This is a genomic window from Paenibacillus sp. YIM B09110 (genome assembly GCF_037167145.1).
In the GTDB taxonomy this organism is placed as follows: domain Bacteria; phylum Bacillota; class Bacilli; order Paenibacillales; family Paenibacillaceae; genus Pristimantibacillus.
On the sequence record NZ_JBANSP010000004.1, the window covers coordinates 484,723 to 510,689 of the forward strand.

At 50.0% G+C, this 25,967-nt stretch carries 25 protein-coding genes and 1 other annotated feature; of the genes, 9 read left to right on the forward strand and 16 right to left on the reverse strand.

The window, feature by feature from the left end; all coding sequences use genetic code 11:
• Window positions 1–150: 150 nt before the first annotated feature.
• From rplT to V8F51_RS08815, 4 genes are all read right to left on the reverse strand, one after another.
• On the reverse strand, window positions 151–510 hold the full coding sequence (gene rplT / locus V8F51_RS08800; protein ID WP_337099804.1) for a 50S ribosomal protein L20: 360 nt from the start codon (window positions 508–510) through the stop codon (window positions 151–153).
• 46 nt (window positions 511–556) lie between these two features.
• The gene (gene rpmI / locus V8F51_RS08805; protein ID WP_087570780.1) at window positions 557–757 is read right to left on the reverse strand and encodes a 50S ribosomal protein L35; all 201 of its coding nucleotides are present in this window, start codon (window positions 755–757) and stop codon (window positions 557–559) included.
• A 51-nt stretch (window positions 758–808) separates the two neighbouring features.
• Entirely contained in the window at window positions 809–1,306 is a 498-nt protein-coding gene (infC, locus tag V8F51_RS08810; protein ID WP_337099837.1) for a translation initiation factor IF-3, read from the reverse strand.
• A 56-nt stretch (window positions 1,307–1,362) separates the two neighbouring features.
• Window positions 1,363–1,519: a sequence feature (ribosomal protein L20 leader region), on the reverse strand.
• Between the two features lie 69 nt (window positions 1,520–1,588).
• Window positions 1,589–2,827, reverse strand: a complete 1,239-nt coding sequence (locus V8F51_RS08815; RefSeq protein WP_337099805.1) for a glycosyltransferase family 2 protein — start codon at window positions 2,825–2,827, stop codon at window positions 1,589–1,591.
• A 609-nt stretch (window positions 2,828–3,436) separates the two neighbouring features.
• Between V8F51_RS08815 and V8F51_RS08820 the strand changes: the two genes are divergently transcribed.
• Window positions 3,437–4,009: a phosphatase PAP2 family protein gene (locus tag V8F51_RS08820; RefSeq protein WP_337099806.1), complete on the forward strand. Its 573-nt coding sequence runs from the start codon at window positions 3,437–3,439 to the stop codon at window positions 4,007–4,009.
• 16 nt (window positions 4,010–4,025) lie between these two features.
• On the opposite strand, the gene trmB is transcribed toward V8F51_RS08820, so the two are convergent.
• Together trmB and V8F51_RS08830 are read right to left on the reverse strand one after the other, a co-directional pair.
• Window positions 4,026–4,802, reverse strand: coding sequence for a tRNA (guanosine(46)-N7)-methyltransferase TrmB (gene trmB, locus V8F51_RS08825; RefSeq protein WP_337099807.1), 777 nt, complete (start codon window positions 4,800–4,802; stop codon window positions 4,026–4,028).
• 221 nt (window positions 4,803–5,023) lie between these two features.
• Window positions 5,024–5,230: a hypothetical protein gene (locus V8F51_RS08830; protein ID WP_337099808.1), complete on the reverse strand. Its 207-nt coding sequence runs from the start codon at window positions 5,228–5,230 to the stop codon at window positions 5,024–5,026.
• A gap of 280 nt (window positions 5,231–5,510) precedes the next feature.
• Between V8F51_RS08830 and V8F51_RS08835 the strand changes: the two genes are divergently transcribed.
• The 3 genes from V8F51_RS08835 to V8F51_RS08845 are packed head-to-tail and all read left to right on the forward strand — an operon-like array spanning window position 5,511 to window position 8,100.
• Window positions 5,511–6,473, forward strand: coding sequence for a TIGR01212 family radical SAM protein (locus V8F51_RS08835; protein WP_337099809.1), 963 nt, complete (start codon window positions 5,511–5,513; stop codon window positions 6,471–6,473).
• Between the two features lies 1 nt (window position 6,474).
• A complete protein-coding gene (locus V8F51_RS08840) occupies window positions 6,475–7,065 on the forward strand; it encodes a class I SAM-dependent methyltransferase (RefSeq protein ID WP_337099810.1) in 591 nt (196 codons plus the stop codon).
• Between the two features lie 54 nt (window positions 7,066–7,119).
• Window positions 7,120–8,100 carry a type I phosphomannose isomerase catalytic subunit gene (locus tag V8F51_RS08845; RefSeq protein WP_337099811.1) on the forward strand — a complete coding sequence of 327 codons (981 nt, stop codon included), beginning with the start codon at window positions 7,120–7,122 and terminating at the stop codon, window positions 8,098–8,100.
• Window positions 8,101–8,441: 341 nt separating this feature from the next.
• On the opposite strand, the gene V8F51_RS08850 is transcribed toward V8F51_RS08845, so the two are convergent.
• Together V8F51_RS08850 and V8F51_RS08855 are read right to left on the reverse strand one after the other, a co-directional pair.
• Window positions 8,442–10,295: a B12-binding domain-containing radical SAM protein gene (locus V8F51_RS08850; protein WP_337099812.1), complete on the reverse strand. Its 1,854-nt coding sequence runs from the start codon at window positions 10,293–10,295 to the stop codon at window positions 8,442–8,444.
• A 125-nt stretch (window positions 10,296–10,420) separates the two neighbouring features.
• A complete protein-coding gene (locus V8F51_RS08855; RefSeq protein WP_337099813.1) occupies window positions 10,421–11,980 on the reverse strand; it encodes a stalk domain-containing protein in 1,560 nt (519 codons plus the stop codon).
• A 198-nt stretch (window positions 11,981–12,178) separates the two neighbouring features.
• Between V8F51_RS08855 and V8F51_RS08860 the strand changes: the two genes are divergently transcribed.
• A complete protein-coding gene (locus tag V8F51_RS08860; protein ID WP_337099814.1) occupies window positions 12,179–13,222 on the forward strand; it encodes an RluA family pseudouridine synthase in 1,044 nt (347 codons plus the stop codon).
• A gap of 87 nt (window positions 13,223–13,309) precedes the next feature.
• Here V8F51_RS08860 and V8F51_RS08865 read toward each other — a convergent pair whose 3' ends face one another.
• Both V8F51_RS08865 and V8F51_RS08870 read right to left on the reverse strand, forming a co-directional pair.
• The gene (locus V8F51_RS08865; protein ID WP_337099815.1) at window positions 13,310–13,900 is read right to left on the reverse strand and encodes a TetR/AcrR family transcriptional regulator; all 591 of its coding nucleotides are present in this window, start codon (window positions 13,898–13,900) and stop codon (window positions 13,310–13,312) included.
• A 121-nt stretch (window positions 13,901–14,021) separates the two neighbouring features.
• Complete coding sequence (locus V8F51_RS08870; protein ID WP_337099816.1) at window positions 14,022–14,843, reverse strand: SDR family oxidoreductase; 822 nt, start codon at window positions 14,841–14,843, stop codon at window positions 14,022–14,024.
• 266 nt (window positions 14,844–15,109) lie between these two features.
• Here V8F51_RS08870 and V8F51_RS08875 point away from each other — a divergent pair, with 266 nt between their 5' ends.
• A complete protein-coding gene (locus V8F51_RS08875) occupies window positions 15,110–15,439 on the forward strand; it encodes a DUF1904 family protein (RefSeq protein ID WP_337099817.1) in 330 nt (109 codons plus the stop codon).
• Here the strand turns inward: V8F51_RS08875 and V8F51_RS08880 are convergent.
• The 3 genes from V8F51_RS08880 to V8F51_RS08890 all read right to left on the reverse strand — a co-directional run bounded on the left by V8F51_RS08880 (window position 15,420) and on the right by V8F51_RS08890 (window position 18,977).
• A complete protein-coding gene (locus tag V8F51_RS08880) occupies window positions 15,420–16,982 on the reverse strand; it encodes an ArnT family glycosyltransferase (protein WP_337099818.1) in 1,563 nt (520 codons plus the stop codon). The genes V8F51_RS08875 and V8F51_RS08880 overlap by 20 nt on opposite strands.
• Window positions 16,983–17,002: 20 nt before the next feature.
• The gene (locus tag V8F51_RS08885; protein ID WP_337099819.1) at window positions 17,003–18,298 is read right to left on the reverse strand and encodes an MFS transporter; all 1,296 of its coding nucleotides are present in this window, start codon (window positions 18,296–18,298) and stop codon (window positions 17,003–17,005) included.
• A 115-nt stretch (window positions 18,299–18,413) separates the two neighbouring features.
• Window positions 18,414–18,977: a GNAT family N-acetyltransferase gene (locus tag V8F51_RS08890; protein WP_337099820.1), complete on the reverse strand. Its 564-nt coding sequence runs from the start codon at window positions 18,975–18,977 to the stop codon at window positions 18,414–18,416.
• Window positions 18,978–19,072: 95 nt separating this feature from the next.
• Between V8F51_RS08890 and V8F51_RS08895 the strand changes: the two genes are divergently transcribed.
• Both V8F51_RS08895 and V8F51_RS08900 read left to right on the forward strand, forming a co-directional pair.
• On the forward strand, window positions 19,073–21,346 hold the full coding sequence (locus V8F51_RS08895; RefSeq protein WP_337099821.1) for a UvrD-helicase domain-containing protein: 2,274 nt from the start codon (window positions 19,073–19,075) through the stop codon (window positions 21,344–21,346).
• A gap of 81 nt (window positions 21,347–21,427) precedes the next feature.
• Window positions 21,428–22,435 (forward strand): HD domain-containing phosphohydrolase, encoded by a 1,008-nt coding sequence (locus V8F51_RS08900; protein WP_337099822.1) that lies wholly within the window; start codon window positions 21,428–21,430, stop codon window positions 22,433–22,435.
• A 74-nt stretch (window positions 22,436–22,509) separates the two neighbouring features.
• Here the strand turns inward: V8F51_RS08900 and V8F51_RS08905 are convergent, their stop codons facing one another.
• The 3 genes from V8F51_RS08905 to V8F51_RS08915 all read right to left on the reverse strand — a co-directional run bounded on the left by V8F51_RS08905 (window position 22,510) and on the right by V8F51_RS08915 (window position 24,925).
• Window positions 22,510–23,016, reverse strand: coding sequence for a ferritin (locus V8F51_RS08905; RefSeq protein ID WP_337099823.1), 507 nt, complete (start codon window positions 23,014–23,016; stop codon window positions 22,510–22,512).
• Window positions 23,017–23,125: 109 nt separating this feature from the next.
• Window positions 23,126–23,347: a DUF1450 domain-containing protein gene (locus tag V8F51_RS08910; RefSeq protein WP_337099824.1), complete on the reverse strand. Its 222-nt coding sequence runs from the start codon at window positions 23,345–23,347 to the stop codon at window positions 23,126–23,128.
• A gap of 150 nt (window positions 23,348–23,497) precedes the next feature.
• Window positions 23,498–24,925 (reverse strand): S41 family peptidase, encoded by a 1,428-nt coding sequence (locus tag V8F51_RS08915; protein WP_337099825.1) that lies wholly within the window; start codon window positions 24,923–24,925, stop codon window positions 23,498–23,500.
• A gap of 145 nt (window positions 24,926–25,070) precedes the next feature.
• On the opposite strand from V8F51_RS08915, the gene V8F51_RS08920 reads away from it, so the two are divergent.
• Window positions 25,071–25,871, forward strand: coding sequence for a Cof-type HAD-IIB family hydrolase (locus tag V8F51_RS08920; RefSeq protein ID WP_337099826.1), 801 nt, complete (start codon window positions 25,071–25,073; stop codon window positions 25,869–25,871).
• The last annotated feature ends 96 nt before the right edge of the window (window positions 25,872–25,967 follow it).

Genomic DNA, 25,967 nt, shown 5'->3' on the forward strand with positions numbered 1-25,967 from the left:
CGCTGCTTTTTGCAGCGCTGCGCGTTTCATTCCGAGAAATAGAGAAAGTATAACATAATAATATAATTTCCTATATTTAACGCAAAGAGGCTGTCCCCTAAGATCATTCTCATGATCTAAAGGAACAGCCTCTTATATCAAAAATAACGACTAAGCGTTAATTTTTTCTTTTGCGATGCCTGCAAGCGAATTGAACGAGTTCAGATCGTTAACAGCCATGTCAGCAAGCATTTTGCGGTTTACTTCTACGCCCGCAAGTTTCAAGCCGTGCATGAATTTGTTGTACGAAAGGCCGTTAATGCGCGCAGCAGCGTTAATACGAACGATCCACAGTCTGCGGATGTCGCGTTTTTTGTTGCGGCGGTCGCGGTAAGCGTACATTAACGATTTGCCTACTTGCTCCTTCGCTGTTTTAAACAGACGATGTTTCGAACCGAAATAACCTTTTGCGAGCTTTAGAATTCTTTTGCGACGACGAGTGCGGACAAATCCGCCTTTGACTCTTGCCATTTGTGGAAACCTCCTGTAGGTTGAATGAATTTATATAGCAATACGACTATTTCAATTGGGAAAGGCCTTGTTGCAAACGGCGAACGTCGCCTGCAGCCATAAGCGGCTGACCAGCAAGAACGCGTTTTTGACGACCGGATTTGTGCGAAAGCAAGTGGTTACGGTAAGCTTTGTAACGTTTTACTTTACCTGTACCGGTAATTTTGAAGCGGTCCTTCAGACTGCTGTGCGTTTTCATCTTTGGCATGTCAGTTATCCTCCTAAAAAGTTTTCGTTGCTACGGATGATGATCCGAGTGCTAGCTAGTTGTTTTTGGTGCCAAAATCATAATCATGCTCCGGCCTTCAAGCTTAGGAGCACGTTCTACGCTGCATATTTCGGCAACCTCTTTGGAGAGGCGGTCCAATATCCGTTGTCCAATCGCCGCATGCGTGATTTCACGGCCGCGGAATCGAACAGAAGCTTTCACTTTATCGCCTTCGTTCAAGAATTTGACTACGTTACGGAATTTCGTTTGGTAGTCGTTCTCCTCAATGTTGGCGCGGAACCACACTTCTTTGATATCAACGATCTTCTGATTCTTACGGGCTTCCTTCTCTTTCTTCTGCTGCTCGTAACGGAATTTGCCGTAATCCATGATGCGGCATACCGGCGGTTTTGCCGTCGGAGCGACGTTAACAAGATCCAGACTAAGGTCGATTGCCATTTGAAGCGCTTCGCGAATCGGTTTAATGCCGATTTGTTCGCCTTCCGCGCCGACTAAGCGCACTTCTCTTGCCCGGATCTCATCATTGATTTGATGTTCTCTGCTAATAACGTGCCACCTCCAAAATGGTATGTTGCTTGGTGAAGACAATAAAAAAAATGCGGGTTCGCTCGAACCCGCATCTCATAACCGTTCATAGCAGCCGCCGTTCGTATGTAACGAGGGTCGACCATTTGATTTCGATTATCGCGAACCAGTCAGCTTAAGCCAAAAGGTGAGAAGCGGGTGCTTCTGCTTGTGCGTCATTAAGTTGTTCAGAAATACTACCGTGTAAATATATCATAGTGCGCTAAACGATGTCAACTGTCGTTTCTACAGTTGCTTGCTCTGTACTTCTTCAAGCCGAATCACACGCGTATGCTCCGTATGACTCCACGTCTTGTTGTTTTGCGTGAAGAAGGCGTGAACGGTAATCGGCCACCACGACAACGTGAACAGCAGGAACGTCGGAATGCGCAGGTAAAGCTTCCAATCCACCTTCGCCATATACATCGACAGCGGGATTTGCACGAATACGTAAGCCATATACGGAATGCTCAGCCAAATCGGCAGCATGTTGTACACGGAAGTCACATTGTCTCCGCCGGATAAGAAGATATCGCCCCAGACGATTGCCGCAATGAAGAAGCCGGCCAAATAGTTGTAAGCGTTGAAAACATACAGCGCAGCGTCGATCTTCGTCATGCTGCGTTCCTTGATGCCCTGCCATAGAAGCGGCAGCATATATTTGCGTGTCACGTCAAAGTGTCCTTGCATCCAGCGAAGACGCTGACGGGCGGACGCTTGGAACGTAATCGGCTTCTCGTCATATACCTTCGCTTCGAAGTTGAACTTCGGATAAATACCGCGCTGAATACAGCGCACCGTAAACTCCAAATCCTCCACGAGGCTTGTCGCTCCCCAGCCCATTTCCTTTAGCAGCTTAGCGTCAAAGCACATGCCCGTACCGCCGAGAAAATTCGCCAGCTTCAGGTTCGTACGCGGCAATTGCCACAACCGGTTGCAGAACCAGTAGTTGATCGCATTGGCCGAGCTAATCCAAGAATCGTTCGGGTTTTTTGTATCCAAATAACCTTGGATAACACGTGAACCATTGCACAAGTCGTTGTTCATATATTGCAGGAAGTCTGTCGCTACCAGGTTATCAGCGTCGAAGATCGCAACGCCGTCATAGCTCTTCGGCATCTTCCACAGTTCTTTCAGCATCCATTCCACAGCAAAGCCTTTGCCGCGTTGAGCCGGATTCGTACGCTCGCAAGCATATACGCCGTCGTAACTCTTAACCACGTTAACCGTGCCGTCTGTACAATTATCGCAAATAACGAAAATATCGAACAGCTCGCGCGGGTATTTCATTTTCAGCAAGTTTTCGATCAAAGCCCCAACGACTTGCTCCTCATTATGCGCCGCAACGAGAAGCGCGAAAGACTTCTGCGGCGGATGGGATAAATCCTCTTTCTTGCGATGCCAGCCAAAAAACGTTAGAAACAGCTGATACAATCCTAGTAAAGCAAAAACAATCTGAACCACAAGCATGATTGTGTTGAACATGCGGTACTGCCCCCTTGAGACCCCATTTTTTCTTGCTTCGACCTTAACGAGAACATCGAGCAAGTTTTTATCATATATTTTCTCTTTGTGTATGGGCGCTTCTCTGCAAGCGCTCCGCCAACCCTTTTTGATTTTCCACACAATTAACAGCTTTGTCAAAAGTAGAATAGGACGCGATTACGCTTAATCTCGTCAGAAAAACGCTTGCATTCCTACGGAATCTGCCCAATCCCCCCTTTTGCGATGGCTACGCCTTATTTTCAACCATTTGCTGACTTTTTAGCACTAACGACCTTACTTACGATAAAAGGTTTGAAAATGTTCCCTATTTCGCGTCCCAGACGTGTGACGAATAGGTGAACGGATGCATGGCTAATCATTTTCTTTTCGAAGAAATTGTCGAATAATGCGGATAGTCTGTATCAGCATTTCCATACGATTCGAATTGTAAAACGAATTTCGGTACAAAAAAGGGTTTTATGGAAAATGAAAATTCATTAATAAAGGATTATCAATTCGTTGACGTTCATCGTACAAAAACGTGGTAAGATCGGAATACGCATATGAAGGTTATTTGCTGAGGGCAAATACGGCAGGAGGGATTCACTTATGGAGAGAATGCTCGATTGGTTGCGATCGAATGAGCAGAGAATGCTTTTTTGGGCGAACCGGAGACCTATTGACGGAAGAGTTCATTCGTTGCTTGGCAGATGGTTGAACACCGTAACACATATGGGCGGCGCTACGTTCACCCTTGTAACCGCCTTGCTCTATGCGCTTATTGCTCCGACACCTTGGAGCACAACCGGCTGGCAGTGCCTCGCGGCCGTCATCCTTAGCCACTTGCCGGTAGCGATTGTGAAGCGAAAATTCAAGCGGTTAAGACCCTATCAAGCGCTGCAGGATGTCAACACTTGTCATAAGCCGTTGCAGGATTCTTCGTTCCCGTCCGGCCATACGACAGCCATCTTCGCTTGGCTCGTCCCCATATTGCTGACGGCCAGCGCCGGGTTGACCATTATCGTGCCTACCGCCATTATAATCGGCATTTCCGTTGGTTGGTCGAGGATGTACCTGGGACTGCATTACCCGTCGGACGTTGCAGCTGGAGCACTGATTGGAACGGCTACCGCGTATGCCGTCAATTACTTTTGGATCGCATCCACCGTTCCAAGCGTGTAGCTCTTAATTAATCCGATTACTCGGTTGCTGATTCGTCGTCACTATCATTATCCACAGCAGCATCATTCGCTTCAGCAGCTTCCTTTATTGCAGTCGCTTGTTTCGCTTCGCGATGCTTACGGAGCGCTTCGGAACCGATAACCGCTTCGACGCGATAAATATTTTGGCCTTTTTCCATAAACTTCATTTCATATTCCGTAAACACGAGGTCCTCTCGCGGACCGTCCTTATGCAAGTGGAGCGAGATGTTGCGCATAATAAGCTCCATATCGGCGAAGCTATTCAAGGAGAACTCGAACAACGACAGCGAATCGGTCTTAAAATGAATTTCACCGCGCTCGTTCAACAGCTCGATATATTTCAGGGCAAACCGGGAATGTGTCAGCCTCCGGCGGGCGTGTTTGCTTTTTGGCCAAGGATCGCTGAAGTTCAGATGAATTCGCTCAAGCTCGCCTGGCGCGAACATATCCTCAATGCCTTCAATATTCGCACGCAGAAGGGCTAGATTCGGCGGGGATTCGACACCTTTCTCTTCCCAAATGACACGCGCCTTCTCGCTGGCACGGCGTATCAGCTCATCGTACATATCGACGCCGATGAAATTAATATGCGGGTAACGAGCGCTCATATTGCTAATGAAACGGCCCTTCCCCATGCCAAGCTCTACATAAATCGGGTTATCGTTGCCGAAGAACTCGCGCCACTTTCCTTTGTGCGGGGCAGCATCCAGTACAACGAGCTCCGGCTGGCTCTCCAAGCTTTCACGAATTCCTTTTCTTCCTCTTAAACGCATCGCATATATGCCTCCAATTGCTCTAAAATCAAAAGTCCATTGTGTAGTTCTTTATAATGAAACTAGTCCTTATTGTGCCCAACAATAGCCTCCTTGTAAAGGAATTTCGGAGATTATGATCAATACGAGCTTGCTTGGGCAAATAAAATAAAAAAAGCCGGCGCTTATGAGGGCGCTTCGGCTTTAATCTGTTGCATTATAGGACTGGAGCTGGTTCACGATTAGCTTAGCAGCTGATACGGGATTGGAGCTTCTCCGCTTTGACCGAACTCATAAGTACCTTCCAGCACTTCGTTCAGCTTCTTGCGTGCCGAAATTTCTACGCTGTGATTATCGTGGAAACGAACGCCTGTCAGCGCCATTAACTCTTTCACTGTAAGCTCTACCGTTACTTTGTCATTGCCATGCGGAATTTTTGTTGTAGTCATCTCACATCACCTCATCGATTTATTATATAGCGTTACCAGTTAATCGACGTTTCATGAATTCAGGTGCAAATGGGCTATGTTAGGTTTATTTGTTGTTTTGTCGCACTTTTAATATAACACTTCATGTAAGGTATTGCAAGCCCATAATCACCAATTTCAAAAATAATTTCCAATTAAAGCGGTTTCCGAACATTGTCCGCGGCTAAGTGGATAAGTCGTGGCTTTTCGGTTCGTTTTTCGCTAAAATAGAGGATGTACGACTTGAAAGAAGGGGAAAAAAATGATTGATCTAAAATCGACGCCGCAGCAGCCGATGCTCTGGGGCGACAAAAGATTTCATACATGGAACTACGAGATGCGCGAGCAGTTCGGCGGCAAGGTATTCAAGGTCATGCTCGACGCAGGTTTCACTTGCCCGAATCGGGACGGCTCGATCGCCAAGGGCGGCTGCACGTTCTGCAGCGCGCGCGGATCAGGCGACTTCGCGGGCAGCAGACGCGACGATCTCGTCACCCAATTCAATAATATTCGCGACCGCCAGCATCAAAAGTGGCCGGAGGCGAATTACATCGGCTACTTCCAGGCATATACGAACACGTATGCACCGGTCGAGGAGCTAAGGGAGTATTATGAAGTCATTCTTCAGCAGCCTGGCGTAGTCGGCTTGTCGATCGCAACACGGCCGGACTGCTTGCCGGATGATGTCGTCGATTATTTGGCGGAGCTGAGCGAACGCACCTACCTTTGGGTCGAGATGGGCTTGCAGACGGTGCATGAATCGACATCCGAGCTAATCAATCGCGCGCATGATACCGCCTGCTATCTCGACGCGGTTCGCAGACTTAGAGAGCGCGGCATTCGCGTGTGCGCTCACATTATTTACGGCTTGCCGCAGGAGACGCATGAGATGATGCTGGATACGGGACGTGCAGTTGCCAAAATGGATGTGCAAGGCATTAAGATCCATCTGCTCCACCTCATGCGCAAGACGCCGATGGTCCGCCAATACGAGGCAGGCTTGCTGCGCTTCCTCGAGCAAGACGAATACGTGAAGCTGATTGTCGACAGCTTGGAATTCCTCCCTCCGGAGATGATCGTCCATCGATTGACGGGCGATGCGCCTCGCGACCTGTTGATCGGGCCGATGTGGAGTCTGAAGAAGTGGGAAGTGCTGAACGCCATCGATGCCGAGCTGCGCAGCCGCGATACGTGGCAAGGCAAGCTGTGGCAGCCGGAGAGTTAGTATGGGCTTCTTATCCGTGCTGAGCATGGCGCATAAATGGATCGCAGAGCGCGCCTCTGCCGGCGAAATTGTCATTGACGCAACCGCAGGAGGCGGTGTCGATACACTTGCCCTTGCCGAGCTTGTCGGCCAGGGCGGCACCGTGTACGCTTTCGACATCCAACAGGAAGCGCTGGATCGAACTAACCAGCGGCTATCTCCGCTCGCTGACAATGGAAAGAAGCCAGATGTCCGGCTGCTGCTGGAGAACCATTCGCGTATGGCGGAAGCTGTTGATCCAGAAGCAGCAGGCGAAGTAGCCGCGGTTATGTTCAATCTCGGCTACTTGCCTGGAGGCGGGGATCACGCCGTCATTACGGAGCCTGCTTCGACGCTTGCGGCATTAGATGCCGCCTTGTCGCTGCTCCGGCCAGGCGGCATCGTAACCTGCGTGCTCTATCCCGGTCATCCGGGCGGGGCAGAAGAAGCGGCAGCCGTCGAGAACTGGGCTGCTCAGCTTCCCCAAACTTTGGCGCAGACGGTCATATACCGTCAGTTGCAACGCGGAACTGCGCCATATCTTATTGCTGCGGAGAAGCGGCGCAGCAATTAAATCTCAGTCTTAACGTTTTACATATAAATTCACGTACATGGGAGAGATACAACAATGACAGTAAAACCTTATCCATTGCAATTTCAACCGGAGATGAAAGAACGTATTTGGGGAGGACGAGCACTTGAAGGCTTCGGCCTTACGCTGCCTGATGGATCGATCGGCGAAGGCTGGATGATCGGCGATCACCCGAACGGAACAACTAAAGTGATGAACGGCGAGCTGGCAGGCACTGGCCTCGATGTCATCCGCGAAACATACGGTCGCGAGTGGTTCGGCTCGCAAGGCTTCTCAGAGAAAAACGGACGTTTCCCGCTCCTGATCAAGCTACTCGATTGCAATGACGACCTGTCTATCCAAGTTCATCCAACCGATATTTATGAAGGACTGCCGCAAGGCGAGCTTGGGAAGACGGAGATGTGGTACATTCTCGACGCTAAGCCAGGCGCCAAAATCATATACGGCCTCAAAGACGGCATCGACCGTGCTGCTATGGAATCGGCTATTGCCGAAGGCCGCATTATGGATACGCTTCAGGAGGTTTCCGTGGAGGCGGGCGATGCTTTCTACATCCCTGCAGGCACGGTTCACGCTCTATGCTCCGGTGTCGTTGTTGCTGAAATTCAGCAAAACTCGGACACGACTTACCGCCTGTACGACTATGACCGCCCAGGCCTCGATGGTCAGCTGCGTGAGCTTCATATCGAAGACTCGCTGAATGTTATCGCATACGAGGGTGCTGGCGCTCAGCGCATGAAGACGGACGGAGCAGCCCCAGGCGAATGGCTGACAATCGCCTCTTCCCCGTATTTCATCGTAGAGAAAGGCATTGTTGCAGCGCCATGGCAGCTTGAAACAACGACGCAAAGCTTTGTCATCCTTGTTATCGCCGAAGGCCAAGGCAGCCTGAAGTGGGCGGACGGCGAACTGTCGGTCAAAGCGGGCGAGTGCTTCCTACTGCCGGCGACACTCGGCAGCTACGAGCTGTCCGGCGGCATGACGGTATTGCGCAGCGTTGTTCCTGGCAATAAGTAAACCTATTCATAACTGCCGTATCTTGGCCTTCCAGCCATGGTACGGCATTTTTTTTATGCTGTTGCTTTCTTCGTTCATGGTCGCAGCTTGCTTACGAATCGTAGTATCTCTATTTAACCTCAAATCCACCTTTCGTTGCTTCTTACGAACCGTGGAAACGCTAAATAGTTATTTTGTTTAGAAAAGCTGGGCTTTGACAGCTGTTAGCGTTACTGGGGTTCGTAGGCTAACGAAAATACGTACGTCCTTCCTATTAACGTTCCTAAGATTCGTTAGCGCGCAACCAAGAAAAAAACGGCTCAGCGTCACTATCGGACGCTAAGCCGTCTATCAATCTAATGTTAATTCGTAACTGCCTCGCTTGCCTTATCCGCTTCCATCGTCAACATAAATGGGCGCGGCGTCGGCTTCGTGCTGCCGGCATCGAGCGCATACAGCATGACGAGAAGCGTATGCCGCGATTTATCGATCTCTCCGCTTGCAAGGAAGGCTGTAAGATCATACGGCAGCTTCTCGATGACCGCATGCTTGTGCAGCTCCTTCTCGCTTAAGCCGAGCGCAGCGAATTCCGGCGATACGTCGCCAGGACGGTCGACGAGACGGCGCATCCAGCCGCTCCACTCCGACTTGTCCATCGTGAATTCCCACCATGTCTTGCGCGGCTTGTAATTATGATTCAGGAAGAAATCATATTTCATGAGCCCCAGCACGACGTCGGAATCGAGACGGTCGCGAGCGTCTGCGAGCATCGAAGCTTGCAGCTCCGTTGATGCCGATGCATCCGCGAGCGAGCCAAGAAACGCCCATAGCCGCGAGAACAGATCCTCGAGCTGATGACCGATCTTCTGCCAGCCTCGGCGCTCCCAATAATCGCCGAACAGCTGGAAGAAGTCGAACGGCGAGTCGAATACGCGCTCGACCAAATACAGCAGCGTATGGTCCATCCGATGCGCGTTCCAATATTTCTCCAGCACATCCTCCACCCGCTTAATGCGAACGATATCGCCGAACGGCATCAGATCATTGCCGAGCATTTCGTAAGGCGCCCGATCCATATAAATATAACCCCACTTCGCCGCATCAAGCCGCAGCCCTGTACCGCGCAGCATCTTCAGGAATCCGAGCTGCAGCTCTTCCGGACGAAGTTCGAACACATCGTTGAACGTCCCGCGGAACGTGTCGTAATTCTCAAGCGGCAAGCCGGCGATCAAGTCCAGATGCTGATCAATCTTCTGCGAATCCTTCACCTTCGTTACGGTGCGCACGAGCTTCGACCAGTTCTGTCTCCGCTGCACCGCTTCATTGGTCGGATCATTCGTCGATTGAACGCCGATCTCGAAGCGGAATACGCCAGGAGGCGCATGCTCTGCCAAATAATCGAGCACCTCCGGCCGCATAATATCGGCGGTAATCTCGAATTGGAAGACGCAGCCCTGATGATTCTCGATCAGGAATTGGAACATCTCCAGCGCATAGTCGCGCTTAATATTGAACGTGCGGTCTACGAACTTTATCAATTTGGCGCCGGAATCGATCAAATATAAAATATCGGATTTCGTCCGCTCGATATCGAAGTAGCGCACGCCGACCTCGATGCTGGATAGACAGAACTGACAGCTGAACGGACAGCCGCGGCTCGTCTCGAAATAAACGACACGGCTTCCGAGACTCGGAATGTCCTCCTTGAACCGATGGGGCGAAGGCAGCTCCGCAAGATTCAGCTTCGGACGCGGCGGCATAATGATCACCTCGGATTCCTCCCCGCGCTGTTTGCGGTAAGCAATGCCGAATACCATATGATATTTGCCGTCCCCTTGAATCTCGGTCAATAACTGGTCGAACGTCTCTTCGCCTTCGCCGATGACGATGAAATCAATCTCGGACACCCGATCCATCCAATAGTTCATATCGTAGCTGACCTCTGGCCCGCCCATTATGATTTTGACCTCAGGCATGATTTTGCGCAGCATATTAATGACGGTGATCGTCTCTTCAATATTCCAGATGTAGCAGGAGAAGCCCACCACGTCCGGCTTGCGCGAGAAAATATCCGATACGATATTCATCACCGGATCCTTAATCGTATACTCTGCTATATCCATATCGAATCGCTCGCCGCTGTATGCCTTCAGGCAACGCAGCGCAAGCGAGGTGTGAATGAACTTCGCGTTCAACGTCGTTAAGACGACTTTCATAGCAAATACCTCTCTAACTTTAGCGCTTATTATAAGACTGCTTCTTATTGTACAGAAATTTGCATCAAAAAAGAAGAGGCGCCTCGTCCGCAGCATGCGGGCGAAACGCCAACGTATGAGTTCTATTATTGCTTAACATCAATGACAAGCTGATCCTTCACCTGCATATCGATTACCGGGAAGCGCAGGCGCCACTTGCCTTCGCCTGCGGGTGTAACCTCATTCTCCTCGTAGCCGCGAGGCTCGAACGTAAGAACTCGATCATAGGATACCAAAAATTGAATTTTCTCGTCAGGCAGCATCCGATGAAGCTCGTAACCTAAGTTAGCCGTCCAAATGCGAAGCTCGTCCGCCGATGCCGGACCATAATACATGTAGAACATCGGATCGATATCTGCCGTTATGACGTACCAGCCCTCCGCATCGCGCTTCACTTCCCAATTCGTGAACGTCGCCGTCGACGCCTTCAGTTGCACGCTGCCGAACTGCTCTTCCATAAGCTTCTTCACATCTGCAAAAGGAGCCCCGACCAGCGTATCCGGCAAAGAAGGAGGAAGGAACTTGGCTTGCCTAATCATCTGCTCCGTCACCGTTCCTTCCAACAGCGACGCATGCATAACCGACACGGCAATATTCAATTGGGCAGTCGTATTTTCTATGCCCCCCGATGTAATGCCGATCAACTCGCCCGTGTCGCTGAAGAGCGCGCCACCTGAGCTGCCATGGTCGATCGGTACGCTAATCTGCAAATAACGAACGCCATCCTCATAGATGATGTTGCTAATGACGCCTTCCGACACCGTGTTTTGGAAGCCCAGCGGACTTCCAATCGCTACAACCTTATCGCCCTTCTCCGCATTTATACCATATCCGATCTCGACTGCAGGAGCGCCAATGGATTCCTCCGTCTTAATGATAGCCAGGTCATCCGTCTTATTATAATGAACGACACCAACCACGCCCAGAGATTCTCCATCTACCGTCATTGCGGTTGCCGAGGTCGCATCGACGATCACATGATAGTTAGTCAAAATAAGATTGTCTCCAATCACAATTCCGCTGCCTTGGCCAATATTCGTAGAAATAAGGACGACGCTTTGGTCGTATTTCTCTACAATTTGCTTCGTTGTAAGCTTAGGAATATTGGCTTGCTGCTCCAACCAATTCTCATAAGCCAGCCGCTGGGCCTCTTCCGCGGATGTAATTCGAATCGTATTCGCCGTGCTATCCCATTTCACTGTCGCTCCAAGCGATTGGGAGGTGAAGCGGACGGGAACGAATGTCACCCCGCCCTTGACGATCGGCGCAGCGTCTAGCTTTATTGACTTGCCGTTAATAAGCGCTGTCTTCTGTCCAACCGTTAATGTAATCGTAATATTGCCCTTGCGGCCGATAATGGTCTTCGTCTTCGGCTCCCACGTTACGGATGCTTGCAAGGCGCCAAAAATATTGCGCATCGGTACGAATGTAACTCCGTTCTGAGCGAATGCCGATGCCGATAACGTCAGCTTCTTGCCGTCCACATATACGAGTGGCGAATTAGCTGCTGCGGCAGCCGGTGCCGGTGCAACAGCTGCTTCGACTGCAGAAGGGCTGCTAAGACCAGGCAGCGGAGCAAGCAGGAGGCCTGCGGCAAGCATTGGAATTACTATCCTTGTTGCAAGCTTGTTGTTCACTAGTTTCATTTTGTGCATTCTCCTAACCTTTACCTTTTATACAGCTGACAACCTATTAAAATTATGGTAACACCCCTATCCTTGCTTGTCTATGAAAACAGCTTTCATAGAATGGCATGCGCAGTCTTCTTCTTTTCAAGTGAATCATTAGAACAGCAACGGCCAATCATGGTATAGTAGGAGCAATGAAGCTAGGAGGTCGTAAGTATGAATAAGGGGAGAAGTCGCCCTGAACAACAGAAGCAGACGCACAATCCAATAAAGAAGAAAAATCACAGCAGCGGCGGAAGCAATGGCAATAACGGCAATAGAAATAGATCTGCGGGCCATATTAAACCGCACAATGAGCGATCCCAGTTGAAGGATAACACCAAAGAAAAGCAGAAGGCGTATATCGTGGAGGAGCATGTAGAACTGCTGCCTTTCCTCATTAAGCATATTGCGGGTGTCGGTCGGAATAAAATCAAATCGATGCTCGCGCATGGTCAGATCGCCGTCGACGGCAAACCGAACACCGCCTATAATTTCCCGCTTCGTCCGGGCAGTACGGTTACGCTGAACAAAGGGAGAACCATCGAGGCGCCGCCGCTCGAGGGAATGAAAATTGTTCATGAGGATGATGATGTGATTGTCATTGTTAAACAGGCAGGACTGCTGTCGGTTTCCTCTACTACAGGGCCGGAGAACGAAGTAACAGCCTATCGTCAATTGATGGCCTATGTTCGCGTCTACAATCCGAACAATCGGATCTTCATCGTCCATCGGCTTGATCGGGATACATCAGGACTCATGCTGTTCGCTAGGAGTGAAGCCATTCAGCAGCAGCTCCAGAACAATTGGCAGGAAACCGTACAGGAGCGTATGTACGTAGCATTAGTCGAAGGGGCGGTTAAGCAGCCGCAAGGGACAATCTCGTCTTGGCTCAAGGAGAGCAAGACGCTTAAGATGTATTCCAGCAGCTATCCGAATGACGGTCAGCATGCCGTGACCCATTATAAAGTGCTTCGCTCGGACAAAAACTTCTCCTTGCTCGAGGTTCATCTGGAAACTGGACGCAAAAATCAAATTCGCGTTCATATGGAGGAAATCGGACATCCTGTGGTCGGCGACAAAAAGTATGGCGCTCGCACGAAAGCGATTGGCCGACTTGGCCTGCACGCCCGCGTGCTCGCTTTCAACCACCCGGCTACCGGCGAGCTGCTTCGGTTCGAGACAGAGATTCCTAAGCTGTTCTTAAACCCTTTCCAATAAGAAACAGCGGCAGGCATTGGACAAAACAGAAGCCGCGCTCAAAGGTTGTTATTACACTTCCTTTGAGCGCGGATTTTGGCCATCTGCCTACGATACATCTCTATGGGTTACTGCATTCCAACACGAACGGATTGCATCGTTGACGCTCTCACTGCTTAACTCGAAGATTCCGTGTATATGGGCCTTCAACATATAAACAAATGTGCCGTAATGCATCTGCACCATCATTTTCGGATTCATCGGGATAAACAGCTTCTCCTGAACGGCTTCTTGATATAACTCGTTCATTGGCCCGCACCATCCGCCGGTATAGACTTCTTGCTTTACCTCTTCGTAAATGTACGGCGAGAACGAATACTGCTCAATAAATTGAAAGCCCTGAGGATACTGTTTTCCCAATTCGATAACCCGATTCCAACCTAATTCAAACTTTTCACGAATCGTTGTGCCATTCAGCAAGCCTCCTCGCACATACTCTCCGTTAAACGTAACAATGGCTTTGTACAATTCGTTAACGATATCCTCTTTACTTTTGAAATAATGATAAATATTCCCGGTCGATACACCAGACTCCTTGGCGATAAGCGCCATTGAAGTAGCCTGTAATTCCTTTCGGATGATGATGTTAAGTGTTGTTTCAAGGACAGCCCGCTGCACCTTGTTATAGTTCTCAAACATTAGGTTATCCCGCTCCCACCATAAGATCGAATGATCATTCTATTTTTAACATACACCTCATGCAATCCGTAGTCAAGATTGTCCGATCGACCTGGCGTTATGACGAAGCGTTAATAATGGATTACATATAATTGTTAGCGATCGTCTCCAAATATTGTTCAATGGACACAGAATTTCTAAGCGCCATCAGATCATTGCCTGCTGTTCCAATGACAGTGCGAAATTTATTGCTCTCACCAGTCGCCAAAGCGGCTATGGCATCCACGATAATCTGAGGATCATCCAATGAAGAACTGGATTCCGCATGATTCATTAAATTCTGCACTTTCGTCATCAGATTATCGTAATCATGTATGTTATCATCTCGGTTCCAAGTGACACTGTTCTTGAAATTATTTCCTGTAGAACCGCCCTGCTCGATCAATCTAAGCTCGATATTTAACGACTTCAATTCGTAATAAAGACCTTCCGTCAATCCTTCCAAAGCAAATTTCGACATATTATAGAGAGACCCGAGCGGCACTGCTGTCGTGATTCCCATGAAAGAGCTAATATTGATGAACATGCCTCCGCCATTGGCTCTGAAATGCGGTATAAATTTACGAATGACATTGATCGGTCCTCGCGTATTAACGGCGAATTGCCAGTCGATTGCTTCCTCTTGGGCTAATTCCAACGGACCGTAAGTCCCCATACCTGCATTATTGATGACGACGTCGATCTTACCGAACGCGGCAATGGCTTGATTTACCGATGTTTGAACTTCATGCACATTGGTGACGTCCAGTTTGAAAATTTTGATATTATCGTAACCGGTAAGCTCCGTTTCTTTGTCGGGTGTACGCATGGTTGCAGCTACGTTCCAGCCCATTTCAGCAAACCGAATCGCCGTAAGTTTTCCCAAGCCTGAACTGGTTCCCGTAATAAAAACTGTTTTATTCATTTTAATACCTCCAAATAATAAATTGAACGTTCATTCTATACTGATTAGTTTAGATCGAATGTTCATTCTATTATGGTGCAGGATTCGTTTCCTGTCAAATACTATTCTGCGCTTTAGGTTAATGAAAAGAGGAGCAGATGCCGTGGCGCCTACTCCTGAATCCGATTTCTATTTAGTTGATTCCTTCTGAATCAGCAGCCCATCCTTGATATGTTATACTGGTTGTGCTTCATTCCTACAACTTACCGCATAAGGAGGCATACAGCTTGCCACATTTAGTATTCCGCGGCGTAACCGCCGATCAACTGCGCACTGTCAGCGAGCCGCTTGCCGAGACGTTAGCCAAGTTATGTCATTGCGGCACGGACAACTTCACGATGTCCTGCCTGAATGCGACAAGCGTATTCGGCGATCCGGCTGACGGATCGATGTTCGTCTTCGTCGAGGTAGGCTGGTTCGATCGAGGACAACAGACAAGAAACGAATTCGCGCTAGCCGTTACCGAATCTATTCAAAGGCTCGGCGCATCCGAGGTCGAGGTCGTGTTCATCGCTTATCGCGAGGACAGCTATTACGTTAACGGGACGCCGTGCTAATGACTTTATAGTGCTTAAACTCTCTCACCTCGTAGCCGCTCAGATCGTTCGGAAGCGGATCTTCTTCGGACAATAAATAGACGGCATTGCCGCCACTCTCCAACGCAGACGGCAAGCCGAATTGATAGCGTCCGAAGGAGCTTACGAATTGGAACGGATCGCCCGGATTGCTGTATACGACGGTGTCCAGAAACGTGTGCGGATCGATCCGCTCGTAGAAGAGCACATATATATACGGCATATTAACGTTATTCGTTACGTAGATCGTTCCATCCGTCTGATCGGACGCATATTGCACCGCATCACCGAACGATTCATAGAACATTGGACCAGCTTTCTTCGGATACTCTACGAAATAATTGCCGCAGAACAAAACGAAAAACACTGCAAACGCCGCAAGCGTAACTGGAAAAACGTACTTGAGCTGTCCCTTCAGCCAAAACAACCCTGCTAACGTTAGCAGAACCAGCGGAAAGAAAATGATATTGATCCGATTAATATTAATATCCGTAATGAGCGACATCAGCACTGCTGTTATCCCCCAGATGGCGATAATCGCTTGCTCGGTGCGCAAGCCGCTGCCAATTCTCACGCAGACTGCGTAAAATCCAACAAGCATGAGCGGCAGTGCTAAAGGGTACATATACCCATAGGGAGGAATAGCGTTCCACAGCAGGCCGTCATCCTGACTAAGCAGCACTTGAAGCAGCAGATCGAAATGCTGAACGGCATTTTGCAGCACATCCCCCTGGAAAACACTCGATACCTGCTCAACCCTCGGAACGGTCAGCTTCGGAATCGAGAACAGCCATGTTTCAATCGTATCCTTGCCAAATCGGTTGATGGCCAGAAAGAGCAGGATCGGCAACCCCAGCACAATCATGATGCCTATATTCCATATTATAGTACGGAGTTTGATTTTTTTCTGAACGATGAACAAGACCAGAATGCCAAGCACGAACACAGGAACGAAGAAATAGGCCGTTCCGTAGGCGTACAACGACAACGTGATCGTGATCGCAAACATTGTGAACCACCGCGGATGATGAATGGATTTGAACAAGAACCACACCGCCAATAGTACCAACGTTGGAAAAAGGTTCGACTCCAGCGCCCATCTCGACATCATAATATGCCATGGACAAATCGCGATAAGAAACATGGCCGTACCGGCCGCTGCCTTATACTTGAACAATTGCTTTGCAATAAAGTAGAAAGCGATCATGCCCACAAGACCAAACACGATATTGACAGCGCGGACCGATAGCTCATTCAAGCCGAGCAGCCATATAAACGGCATCGACAAGTACGCGTATAAGGCGTTCTGCCCGCTGCCCCAAGCAATGAGATGGATCGGCAGCTCTATGCCGTTACGATCTATACCGTAATGAAGAATAGCATAAGCGTCATAACCGATCGACGCCTCATCCTGGTTAAAGCCTGCCGGGATAGCACCGGCATATAGCAAGCGCACAAGTGCGCCGATCGCGAACAGAACAAGGATCAGCCTATTCTTTTTAACCCAATCAAATGTACTTGCCATCCAATCAACAACCACACTTCCTATGTAACTCTAGATGATTTCTGTTCAGTTCCCGTACTTCGGATTGGATACAGATAGAAGAACACGAACGCCAGCAGCAGCGCGCCGAGGGGAATAAAGCTCAGCATCGAGCGGATGCCCCATACAGCGGTGTCCGTCTGCACCGCATCCTTCACATAACCTGTTGTCTCCAGCACAATGCCAAGCACTACTGCCTGAAGCGATACGCCCCATCTGACGATGAAGCCGTTCATGCCAAAGTACATGCCCTCTCTGCGCACCTTCGTCCGCTTCTCGTCCTCGTCGATAACCTCAGACAGCAGCATATCAAGCAGCACGAGCAGTCCGGCTAGACCTATTCCAATTGCGGCAGCAGCAATCGCAGCAGCGAGCACACTGGAAACGAAGGCGAAAGGCAACATGGAAGCTGCATAACAAGCGACGGCGACCAGTGACGTCTTGCGCAGTCCCCAGCGGGTGACGAGCCTGCTCCAAAGAAATACGCAAGGTATAGCAGCTACGAATATCGCGCCGAGAAGTATCGTATTGCTGTCGTCGGACGCGCGCAGCACATATTTCGTAAAGAACGGAATAATCGCCGGAATCATAGCGAACGTGAACTGCACGAAGAAACTTCCGATAACGAATGTAACGAACGCTTTATTGGTGAACGTATATTTCAGCGATTGCTTCAGACTAAGCTTCTCCCGCTCCACGGTTGTTTTCTCTTTGCTTGTCGTCACCATAATAAGAAGGAACAAGAGCGCAACGCCGGCGAAGATTACGCCCATCGGGCCCCAGCCAATTCCGCTATACAGCAGCGGAGGCAGCGCAACGCCGATAATCATGCCTACGATGCCGAGCATTTGGCGTGAAGCGGACACACTCGCGCGCTCCTTCATCGTTGTGAACATTTCCGGGAACAGCGCCGAGTAGTTGAGCACAACCATAACGAACAATATATCGTACACGAGTACGATGAATACGAAGTACCAGAATAACGTCATTCCTTCGCCTATAGGAAACCAGATCGCGGTGAAGGCAGCAGCCAAGGGCACCATGCCGAACAGCATATACGGAATTCGTCTTCCCCAGCGCGAGGTCGTTCGATCGGACAGATGACCGAACAAAGGGTTCAGAACAGCGTTTACAATGCCGTGCACAACCATGGCCGCGCTTATGAGTCCAGGCTTCACGCCCAGCACGTCCACATAATAAAATACGATGTAGGTCGCGAATGCCTGTGCAATCAAATTTACCGACAAATTACCCGAACTGTAAGCTAGCTTCGTGCTTCTTAACCGACCACCCAACATAAACAACACGCTCCCGGATACGAATGAAAAATGACTGAAAATGACTTTATCTGTCACTTTTATATTAACGTACCGATCCTATTTATTCCAAGAAATAGTTTTGAAGCGCAAGCTATTATTCGATAATTTTCACCATTCTTCTGTATTGGCCCCCGCTGACGGTAATTATCCCGTCCTCTAGGTAGTTAAGCTTTTTATATAGCGCATAGGCACCTTCGTTATATGACTCTACAATAAGCGACATTCTGATATAACCCGCTTCCTTGCCCCTCTCCTCGAACGCGGCGAACAGCTCCTTAGCAATCCCCTGCCCCTGATACTCTTCATCGACTGCGATCGAATCCAGGTAATATTCTCCCTCCTTGGCCTCTACGACGATGGGCTCCGCTCCGGCAGCCCCATGGATTAGCGCATTGCGCTCGGCAAAGGGCCGATCAAGCAACGCCGCTCCATCACCCGGATAGCTGATTGCCATCCCCACAACATGTCCCTCCCTCGTATAGACGAGCACATGCTCAAAGCTGATCCGATTGCCCTCTCTTCCGTAAAATTCCGCCAATATGCGCTTCGTCTCCGCATCGTCTTCCGTGCCCGCCAGCGTGTGGGCGATGTTGCCAATCGCCGCCAGCAGCAGCGGCAACACTTCATGCACATCCTCTTGAACAGCTTGTCTAATCATGTTGCGTCAGCTTCCTCTCTCTTTCGTTAGCTAGTCGAAATCTTATGCCATCTGCTATGATGGTCTATATATTTGTTGACGAAGGTGATTGATACATGAGTCTTACCTATTATTCTTACCCTATTGGGATCCAAAATAGTTCCATTCCCGTTGCCGACCGCGCAGAAGCCGATACGAGCGCTCAACTCGTCGGCAGCAACGAGGCGGATGCCGCTTTCTTCCGCGCGCTTGAGCGGCACGGCATCTCGCTTAACCGCCCGCAAATCGCCGCCGTGCGCCATGCTACAGGCCCGGCGCTTACCCTTGCAGGCGCCGGCACAGGCAAGACGTCGGTGCTCGTCTGCCGTACCGCCTATCTAGTCGCAGTTCGCCATGTACAGCCCCAACAGGTGCTGCTCATGACCTTCTCCAAGAAGGCAGCCGACGAAATGAAAGGCCGTATTCGTTCCTTGCCCGCCATTCCAGCACAGGCTGCAGGAGCTATTGAAGCGCGCACCTTCCATTCCTTCTGCCTCCAGCTGCTGCGCGGAAGGGGCTATCGGCAATCGATTTTAAGCGAGACAAGCCAGAAGCTTGTCTTCTTCAAGCGGCTGATGCGAGAGCTGGCACATACGCTCACGCGCGAATATGAGCCGGAGACGCTGCTTGCTCAGTTGTCCTCCGTGAAGCTGCAGATGATCGATGTAAACGAGCTGCCCGAATCAACCTCCGAGGAACGCGAGCTGAAGGTGCTCTTCACGAGATACGAGCTATGGAAGAAGGAAAGTGACCGTTTCGACTTCGACGACCTGCTGCTTGAAGCGTATCGCCTGTTATCAAGTGATAATGCGCTGCTTGCTTCCTTACAGCAGCGCTTCCACTATATCATGATCGACGAATTCCAAGATACGAACGAGGTTCAGTACGCTATTGTGAAGCTTCTTGCCGCAGGCCATCGCAATCTGATGGTCGTCGGCGATGATGATCAGACGATCTACTCGTTCAACGGCGCTCGGAACGACTATATCTTAAACTTCGAGCAGCAGTATCCGGGCGCTGCGACGATCGTGCTCGATATTAACTATCGCTCGACCGCCGCTATCGTCGGTCTTGGCAATGCGATTATTCGCCGCAACAAGCTTCGCAAGCCGAAGACGCTGCATGTCGTGAAGCCAGAGGGGGAGCCACCCTCTTACGCGCGCGTTAAGACGACTCAGGAAGAAGCGAGTCTCATTGCGGATACCATAGCAGAGCAGCAGGAGCAAGGCACCCGCTCGTTCAGCGACTTCGCCGTGCTCTACCGGACTGCCAGCAGCAGCCGGGCGCTCGTGGAGCAGCTTCTGCTCCGGCAACTGCCGTTCGTCGACTTCGGCGACGGCCAGCTGTTCTACGACCATTCTGTAGTGAAGCCGCTCCTTGCCCATTTGCGGCTCGTACTGGACCGGCGCAACTTCGACGCGATCGAGTCAATGCTCCAGACGCTGTATGTGAATCGCGAGCAAGCGATGGCGTTCATCTGGCATCAAGACAAAGAGCGGGCCAAGAAATGGCCGCTAATTCATCTGCTCGACTATCCCGCATTAAAGGAATTTCAGAAAGAAAAGATCAAGGAACGCATCAAGCTGCTGAAAACATTAACCGAGCTGAAGCCGCAAGCTGCTATCGCGTTGCTGCGCCAATCTTTCTACGACCAATACCTTGAGACGGGTAAGCAAAGTGTCCTTACCGAACATAAGGAAGCGATTAAAGAGGTCGTCGACGAGCTCGAATCAGCCGCACAGGCGCATGAAACGATCGAAGCCTTCTTAACTTATATCGATGACATCACGGATAAGCACAACTCCGCTTCGCAACAGAAGAAGCAGCAGCAGCACGCTGCAACCAGAAGAAGCGCGATTTCACTTATGTCTATACACAAGTCGAAGGGGCTCGAGTTTCCAGCCGTCTTCCTCATCGGAGCATCGGAGGGTATCTTGCCCCATACGTCCGCGTTAGCCGCCGATAAACGAAGCGATCGAAGCGCGGCGCAGACAGGCGACGATACGCGCGCTGAGGCGCTGGAGGAGGAACGGCGGCTCGCTTATGTCGCAGTCACGAGAGCTCAGGAGCAGCTCTATATCAGCTCTCCGGCCGTATACCACGGCAAGCCTGCCGAGCTGTCCCGATTCGTCTTGTCCGCCTTCCAGCCTTTGCCTGCGGATCACGCAATAAACGACGACCAGGAGCGCGGGGAATTGGCGCTTGCCTGGATGTGTTCTAGTGAGAGCTGCAAAGTATGGCAGAGAATCATTACGTATGAGGAAGCGCAGCCCGAGGAGCGCGAATGCCCGTTATGCAAGAGCCCGATGCGCAAAGGTCCGAAACGGCTTCCAACCTCCGTTAATGTGTAACGATCACTTAATATGATCCGATCCGCAACACAAAGCAAAGCTCACAGCCAACTAGACATAAGGAGAATCCAATAAAGCGATATGAATCTCATCCATGACAAACTCGCATCTTTCCTGCTGCTCGCCGATGCCGTTATTATCACCGACGGGCAGCACCGAATACTAGCTGTCAATTCCGCCTATGAACGTATTACCGGATATGCTTCACATGAGATAACAGGCAAGAAAGCGAGCATACTGCGCACCTCCTATACACCGAAGGAAACGCATGACACGATGAAGAACGCCATCCATGCTGGATACCCGTGGTCAGGCGTCTTCACGAACCGCAAGCGCGATGGAGATCTATGGCATTCCTCCATTACGATTACACCGATCGTTGTCGAAACGGACAATTATTTCGTCGGCGTCTTCCGGGAGCTTGAGCAATTGGAAAGCGGCCACTACTTGGCCGAGGAACGAATCTCATCGTTGCAAAGCTCAATGCTCAAGGTACTGGCGATCTCCTGTGAAATCCGCGATCCAGGCATTGAGCTTCATCTCGTTCGTGTTCGCGAACTAACGGCCTCGCTTGCTGCCCATCACAATGAGCGGCTGCAACTGCAATGGAGCACTGAGATGATTGACCGTATTTCTCATGCCAGCATTTTGCACGACATCGGCAAGTCCGGCATTCCGGAAGGCATTCTTTACAAGCCAGGTGCGCTAGCCTATTACGAACGGCAGATTGTGGAGATGCACACGCTGATCGGCCGGGATATCATTGATAAAATTTATAACGAATTTCAAGACGAGCTGCTTGCCAATGAACTCGAAACAGGCAAAAACATTATTTTGCACCATCATGAGAAATGGGACGGCAGCGGCTATCCGCATCAGCTCAAAGGCGAGGACATACCGATTGAAGCGCGTATCGTTAGCATCGTCGACGTGTTCGATGCCTTGACCAGCACACGGCCATATAAGGAAAAGTGGTCCGTCGATCGCGCCTTGCAGCTCATTCGCGAGGAGAGAGGCCGACACTTCGACCCGTCTCTCGTCGATTCCTTCCTTGCGCTAATCGAACAGAAGGAACAACTTTCAATTTAAGTAAAGGTAAAGGGCAGTTCCGGAAGGTCATTGAAGACCTTCTGGAACTGCCCTTATTGTTGCGCAGTGAATGATTACTCGCCAGCCGGAGGCGTGAACGAACGCTGTGCGAACTCAGCATCAAGCATATAGAACGCGTTGCTGTCTTTCTCAATGCGCTTCAGCTTGTGGATGATGTTGTCGAACAACGCTTCCTCTTCGACCTGCTCGTCGATGAACCACTTCAAGAAGTTGATCGTCGCATGCTCGCGATCGTTCATCGCGAGGTCAGACAGATCATAGAAGCGCTTCGTATTTTGCTGTTCGTGACCATAACCTGCTTCGAACGTGTCGAGAACGGATTTGTAATCGTTATGCGGCTCACCAAGTGCCGAAATCGTCGCGCGACGTCCGCGGTCATTCAGAAACTTGTAAATTTTCATTGCGTGAAAACGTTCTTCCTCAGCTTGTACAAGGAAAAAATTCGCAAAACCTTCCAAGTTCTCTGCAGAGCAATACGCCGCCATAGCTAGGTATACATGGGCGGAGTAAAACTCAAAGTTCATCTGTTCATTTAATGCTTCTGCTAAATTGTCCTTCATTGGCGTAACGCACCTCTCTTCTCTAGATTGTACTTATTCTAACACATGCGGAGAAAGCTGTCGCCATCCTTTGGCAACAAATGCTAAAGGATGGCGACGGTAGATCTATTTAGCCGATCATTTTTTTGAGTCTCTTGTACAGCTGATCTGCCGATGGCGCGGATATTGTTTTGGACTTAACGACAACGAAGCATTCAAGCTTGCATGTCTTGCAGTTGCCTAGACAATCGCTCTTCTTCTGCTTAATTTCAGGATACTTATCCTTCATCGCCTTATAGATTGGCTTCAGTCCGTGCCTGAAATTACGTTTGCAATACTTGATCTTCTTCATTTCATTAAGTCACCTCTCGCCGCCGCGGTGTAATTATCTCATCCCTATTAGATGATAATGATTATCACTACCGTTGTCAACAGCGAATATGAACAGCTTGGTTGGCCGGACCGCTGCCAGCATAGACGCAGAGACGACTCAGAACTCGATCTAAGCGCCTTGGTTCAATAACAGCTCTAATCCTTTGTGGAGTTGTGGATCTTCAAGGTCAAGCTTCTCACGCAGCCGCTGCAGCAGCAGATAGCCGCTCTTATCGTTGAACTGACCGCTCGACTCCAGCTCCTCTGCCTCTTGGAATTTCTTCATCGCAGCAGCCGTTTGCTTGTCATAGTAGCCTTCGGCGCCTGCTGGGCCGTATCCAAGCTCCTGCAAGACCTGTTGAAGCGTATGAACATCTTCTCCGTAGCTGCCAATCTTCATCTCCGTACCGATTGCCAGCGGCCGCAGACTCGCATACGCAGGCAGAGCAACAACATGATCGGGCGTTACGCCCTTCTTATTAATCCAAGCCCCGCTAGGCGTCTTCCACTGCGCTTCCGTCAAGCTGAGGACTGAGCCATCGGGAAATTGCTTGAACGTCTGAACGACGCCTTTGCCATACGTCTGCTGGCCGATAACGACCGCTCCCGCCGACTCCTTCAATGCGGCAGTCAACACCTCGCTTGCGCTGGCCGACATTCCGTTCACGAGCACGGCGATTGGAATCGTCCATTCCTTCTCCTGGCTGGATTTGTACGTCATAATTTGGCGCTCGTCCTTGTAGACAACATTTAATATCACTTTGTCATCCGGAATAAGGATGTTCGCGATCTCAATCGTTGGCTTAAGCAGACCGCCAGGATTCGATCGTAGGTCGAGCAACAGCCCCTTCAGCGGCTTGTCCTTCTGCATCGCATCCAGCTCGGTCTTGAATTCCTCCGCCGTCATTTCCGCGAAACGGCTAATCGTTACATGCCCAATCCCGCCATCCAGCAGTTCCGAAGTGACCGTATGCACCGGTATAGCTTCACGCTTTAATGATACTTCGATCGGCTTGGAATCACTGCCGCGAACGACCTTCACCACAACAGTCGTCCCCTCTTCCCCTCTAACGCGAGCGAGCAGCTCTTGGAACTCAATTCCCTTAACTGGTTTCCCGTCAATCATAGCAATGATATCCCCAGGAAGCAGACCGCCTCGTTCGGCGGGCGCGCCTTTCGTCAAACTGCTAATAACATATTGCCCTTCTTCGACGCGAATATCTGCCCCGATACCGTAGAATTGCCCCTCATAGGATTGCGTATACGCAGTTCCCTTCTCTCCGGTCATATAACTTGAATAAGGATCGTCCAGCGAAGCAATCATGCCTTCGGCTGCTCCGTCCAGCAGTTGCTTCGGTTCCGCGCCGTTCAAGTAGTCGCTCATGACTCTGTCATACGACGCAGCAAATTGCTGGAAGCTCCTCTCTCTAAGCATCGGGTATCGGTTGCCCATCGATAGGAGTCCGATTGCAAACCCGATAGCAACGCATAATACCGCTCCCAATGCGCATAACGCAATAAATCGTTGTTTCGCTGCAGTAGAGGTAAATAGGTTCATGTGATGTCTTCCCTTCAAGTTTATGTGTATAATTTGACTTCTTAGGCGTTGAATGATAGGTCTATTTTCGATACAATCAAGGTTACCACGCGAACTATCCATATAGGAGTACAGAAAGAGACTAGAGAGGAGCTTTACCGCTATTATGTATAAGCTTATTGCAATTGATGTAGACGATACACTGCTGACCGACGAACTCGTCGTAACCGAAGGAACGAAGAACGCCATGGCAGCTGCGATCGCACAAGGTGTAACGGTTACGCTCGCTACAGGCCGCATGTATTCTTCCGCTGTGAAGATCGCCAAGCAAGTTGAGCTCAATGTTCCTATTATTACGTATCAGGGAGCTCTCGTCAAAACGCTGCTCGACGGCACCGTTCTGTATGAGCGCAATGTACCTACCGATGCAGCGAAGGAACTATACCAATTCGTGCAGGAAAATGGTCTTCATCTGCAGCTGTACGTTAATGATGAGCTGTACGGCACGGAGGACAACGACAAAATCAAAGCTTACTCCAAGCTGTCCAATATTCCTTATAAAATCGAGCCCGACTTCGATAAACTAATCGGTCAGCCGCTTAACAAAATGCTCATTATCGACGATCCCGCCAAGCTCGACGTCATTGCTGAGCAGCTTCGCCCGCTAATAGGCGACCGCGTTCACATTACGAAATCGAAGGCTCATTATTTAGAGTTTATGCATAAGGAGGGCACGAAAGGACATGCCCTTCGATTCATGGCCGAGCATCTTGGCTGCTCAATGGATCAAACGATCGCCATGGGCGACGCATGGAACGATAACGAGATGGTTTCCGCTGCCGGACTTGGTGTCGCTATGGGCAATGCAATAGGCTCATTGAAAGAAATTGCCGACTACGTCACCCTGTCGAATAACGAAGAGGGCGTACGACATGTCATTGAGAAATTTGTTCTGAATGTCGAATAACATGAAAGTGGCTGACGGGTGTCATTCATCCCGTCAGCCACTTCAATTATAATAGCTATTCATTTCATAGAATGGAGGCCTTACCACGAATGAACT

What these genes read in the sequence shown, in the direction of transcription:
- rplT (WP_337099804.1), bottom strand. Translation starts at nt 510, where the DNA reads ATGGCAAGAGTCAAAGGCGGATTTGTCCGCACTCGTCGTCGCAAAAGA.
- rpmI (WP_087570780.1), bottom strand. Translation starts at nt 757, where the DNA reads ATGCCAAAGATGAAAACGCACAGCAGTCTGAAGGACCGCTTCAAAATT.
- V8F51_RS08815 (WP_337099805.1), bottom strand. Translation starts at nt 2,827, where the DNA reads ATGTTCAACACAATCATGCTTGTGGTTCAGATTGTTTTTGCTTTACTA.
- V8F51_RS08820 (WP_337099806.1), top strand. Translation starts at nt 3,437, where the DNA reads ATGGAGAGAATGCTCGATTGGTTGCGATCGAATGAGCAGAGAATGCTT.
- trmB (WP_337099807.1), bottom strand. Translation starts at nt 4,802, where the DNA reads ATGCGTTTAAGAGGAAGAAAAGGAATTCGTGAAAGCTTGGAGAGCCAG.
- V8F51_RS08830 (WP_337099808.1), bottom strand. Translation starts at nt 5,230, where the DNA reads ATGACTACAACAAAAATTCCGCATGGCAATGACAAAGTAACGGTAGAG.
- V8F51_RS08835 (WP_337099809.1), top strand. Translation starts at nt 5,511, where the DNA reads ATGATTGATCTAAAATCGACGCCGCAGCAGCCGATGCTCTGGGGCGAC.
- V8F51_RS08840 (WP_337099810.1), top strand. Translation starts at nt 6,475, where the DNA reads ATGGGCTTCTTATCCGTGCTGAGCATGGCGCATAAATGGATCGCAGAG.
- V8F51_RS08845 (WP_337099811.1), top strand. Translation starts at nt 7,120, where the DNA reads ATGACAGTAAAACCTTATCCATTGCAATTTCAACCGGAGATGAAAGAA.
- V8F51_RS08850 (WP_337099812.1), bottom strand. Translation starts at nt 10,295, where the DNA reads ATGAAAGTCGTCTTAACGACGTTGAACGCGAAGTTCATTCACACCTCG.
- V8F51_RS08855 (WP_337099813.1), bottom strand. Translation starts at nt 11,980, where the DNA reads ATGAAACTAGTGAACAACAAGCTTGCAACAAGGATAGTAATTCCAATG.
- V8F51_RS08860 (WP_337099814.1), top strand. Translation starts at nt 12,179, where the DNA reads ATGAATAAGGGGAGAAGTCGCCCTGAACAACAGAAGCAGACGCACAAT.
- V8F51_RS08865 (WP_337099815.1), bottom strand. Translation starts at nt 13,900, where the DNA reads ATGTTTGAGAACTATAACAAGGTGCAGCGGGCTGTCCTTGAAACAACA.
- V8F51_RS08870 (WP_337099816.1), bottom strand. Translation starts at nt 14,843, where the DNA reads ATGAATAAAACAGTTTTTATTACGGGAACCAGTTCAGGCTTGGGAAAA.
- V8F51_RS08880 (WP_337099818.1), bottom strand. Translation starts at nt 16,982, where the DNA reads ATGGCAAGTACATTTGATTGGGTTAAAAAGAATAGGCTGATCCTTGTT.
- V8F51_RS08885 (WP_337099819.1), bottom strand. Translation starts at nt 18,298, where the DNA reads ATGTTGGGTGGTCGGTTAAGAAGCACGAAGCTAGCTTACAGTTCGGGT.
- V8F51_RS08890 (WP_337099820.1), bottom strand. Translation starts at nt 18,977, where the DNA reads ATGATTAGACAAGCTGTTCAAGAGGATGTGCATGAAGTGTTGCCGCTG.
- V8F51_RS08895 (WP_337099821.1), top strand. Translation starts at nt 19,073, where the DNA reads ATGAGTCTTACCTATTATTCTTACCCTATTGGGATCCAAAATAGTTCC.
- V8F51_RS08900 (WP_337099822.1), top strand. Translation starts at nt 21,428, where the DNA reads ATGAATCTCATCCATGACAAACTCGCATCTTTCCTGCTGCTCGCCGAT.
- V8F51_RS08905 (WP_337099823.1), bottom strand. Translation starts at nt 23,016, where the DNA reads ATGAAGGACAATTTAGCAGAAGCATTAAATGAACAGATGAACTTTGAG.
- V8F51_RS08910 (WP_337099824.1), bottom strand. Translation starts at nt 23,347, where the DNA reads ATGAAGAAGATCAAGTATTGCAAACGTAATTTCAGGCACGGACTGAAG.
- V8F51_RS08915 (WP_337099825.1), bottom strand. Translation starts at nt 24,925, where the DNA reads ATGAACCTATTTACCTCTACTGCAGCGAAACAACGATTTATTGCGTTA.
- V8F51_RS08920 (WP_337099826.1), top strand. Translation starts at nt 25,071, where the DNA reads ATGTATAAGCTTATTGCAATTGATGTAGACGATACACTGCTGACCGAC.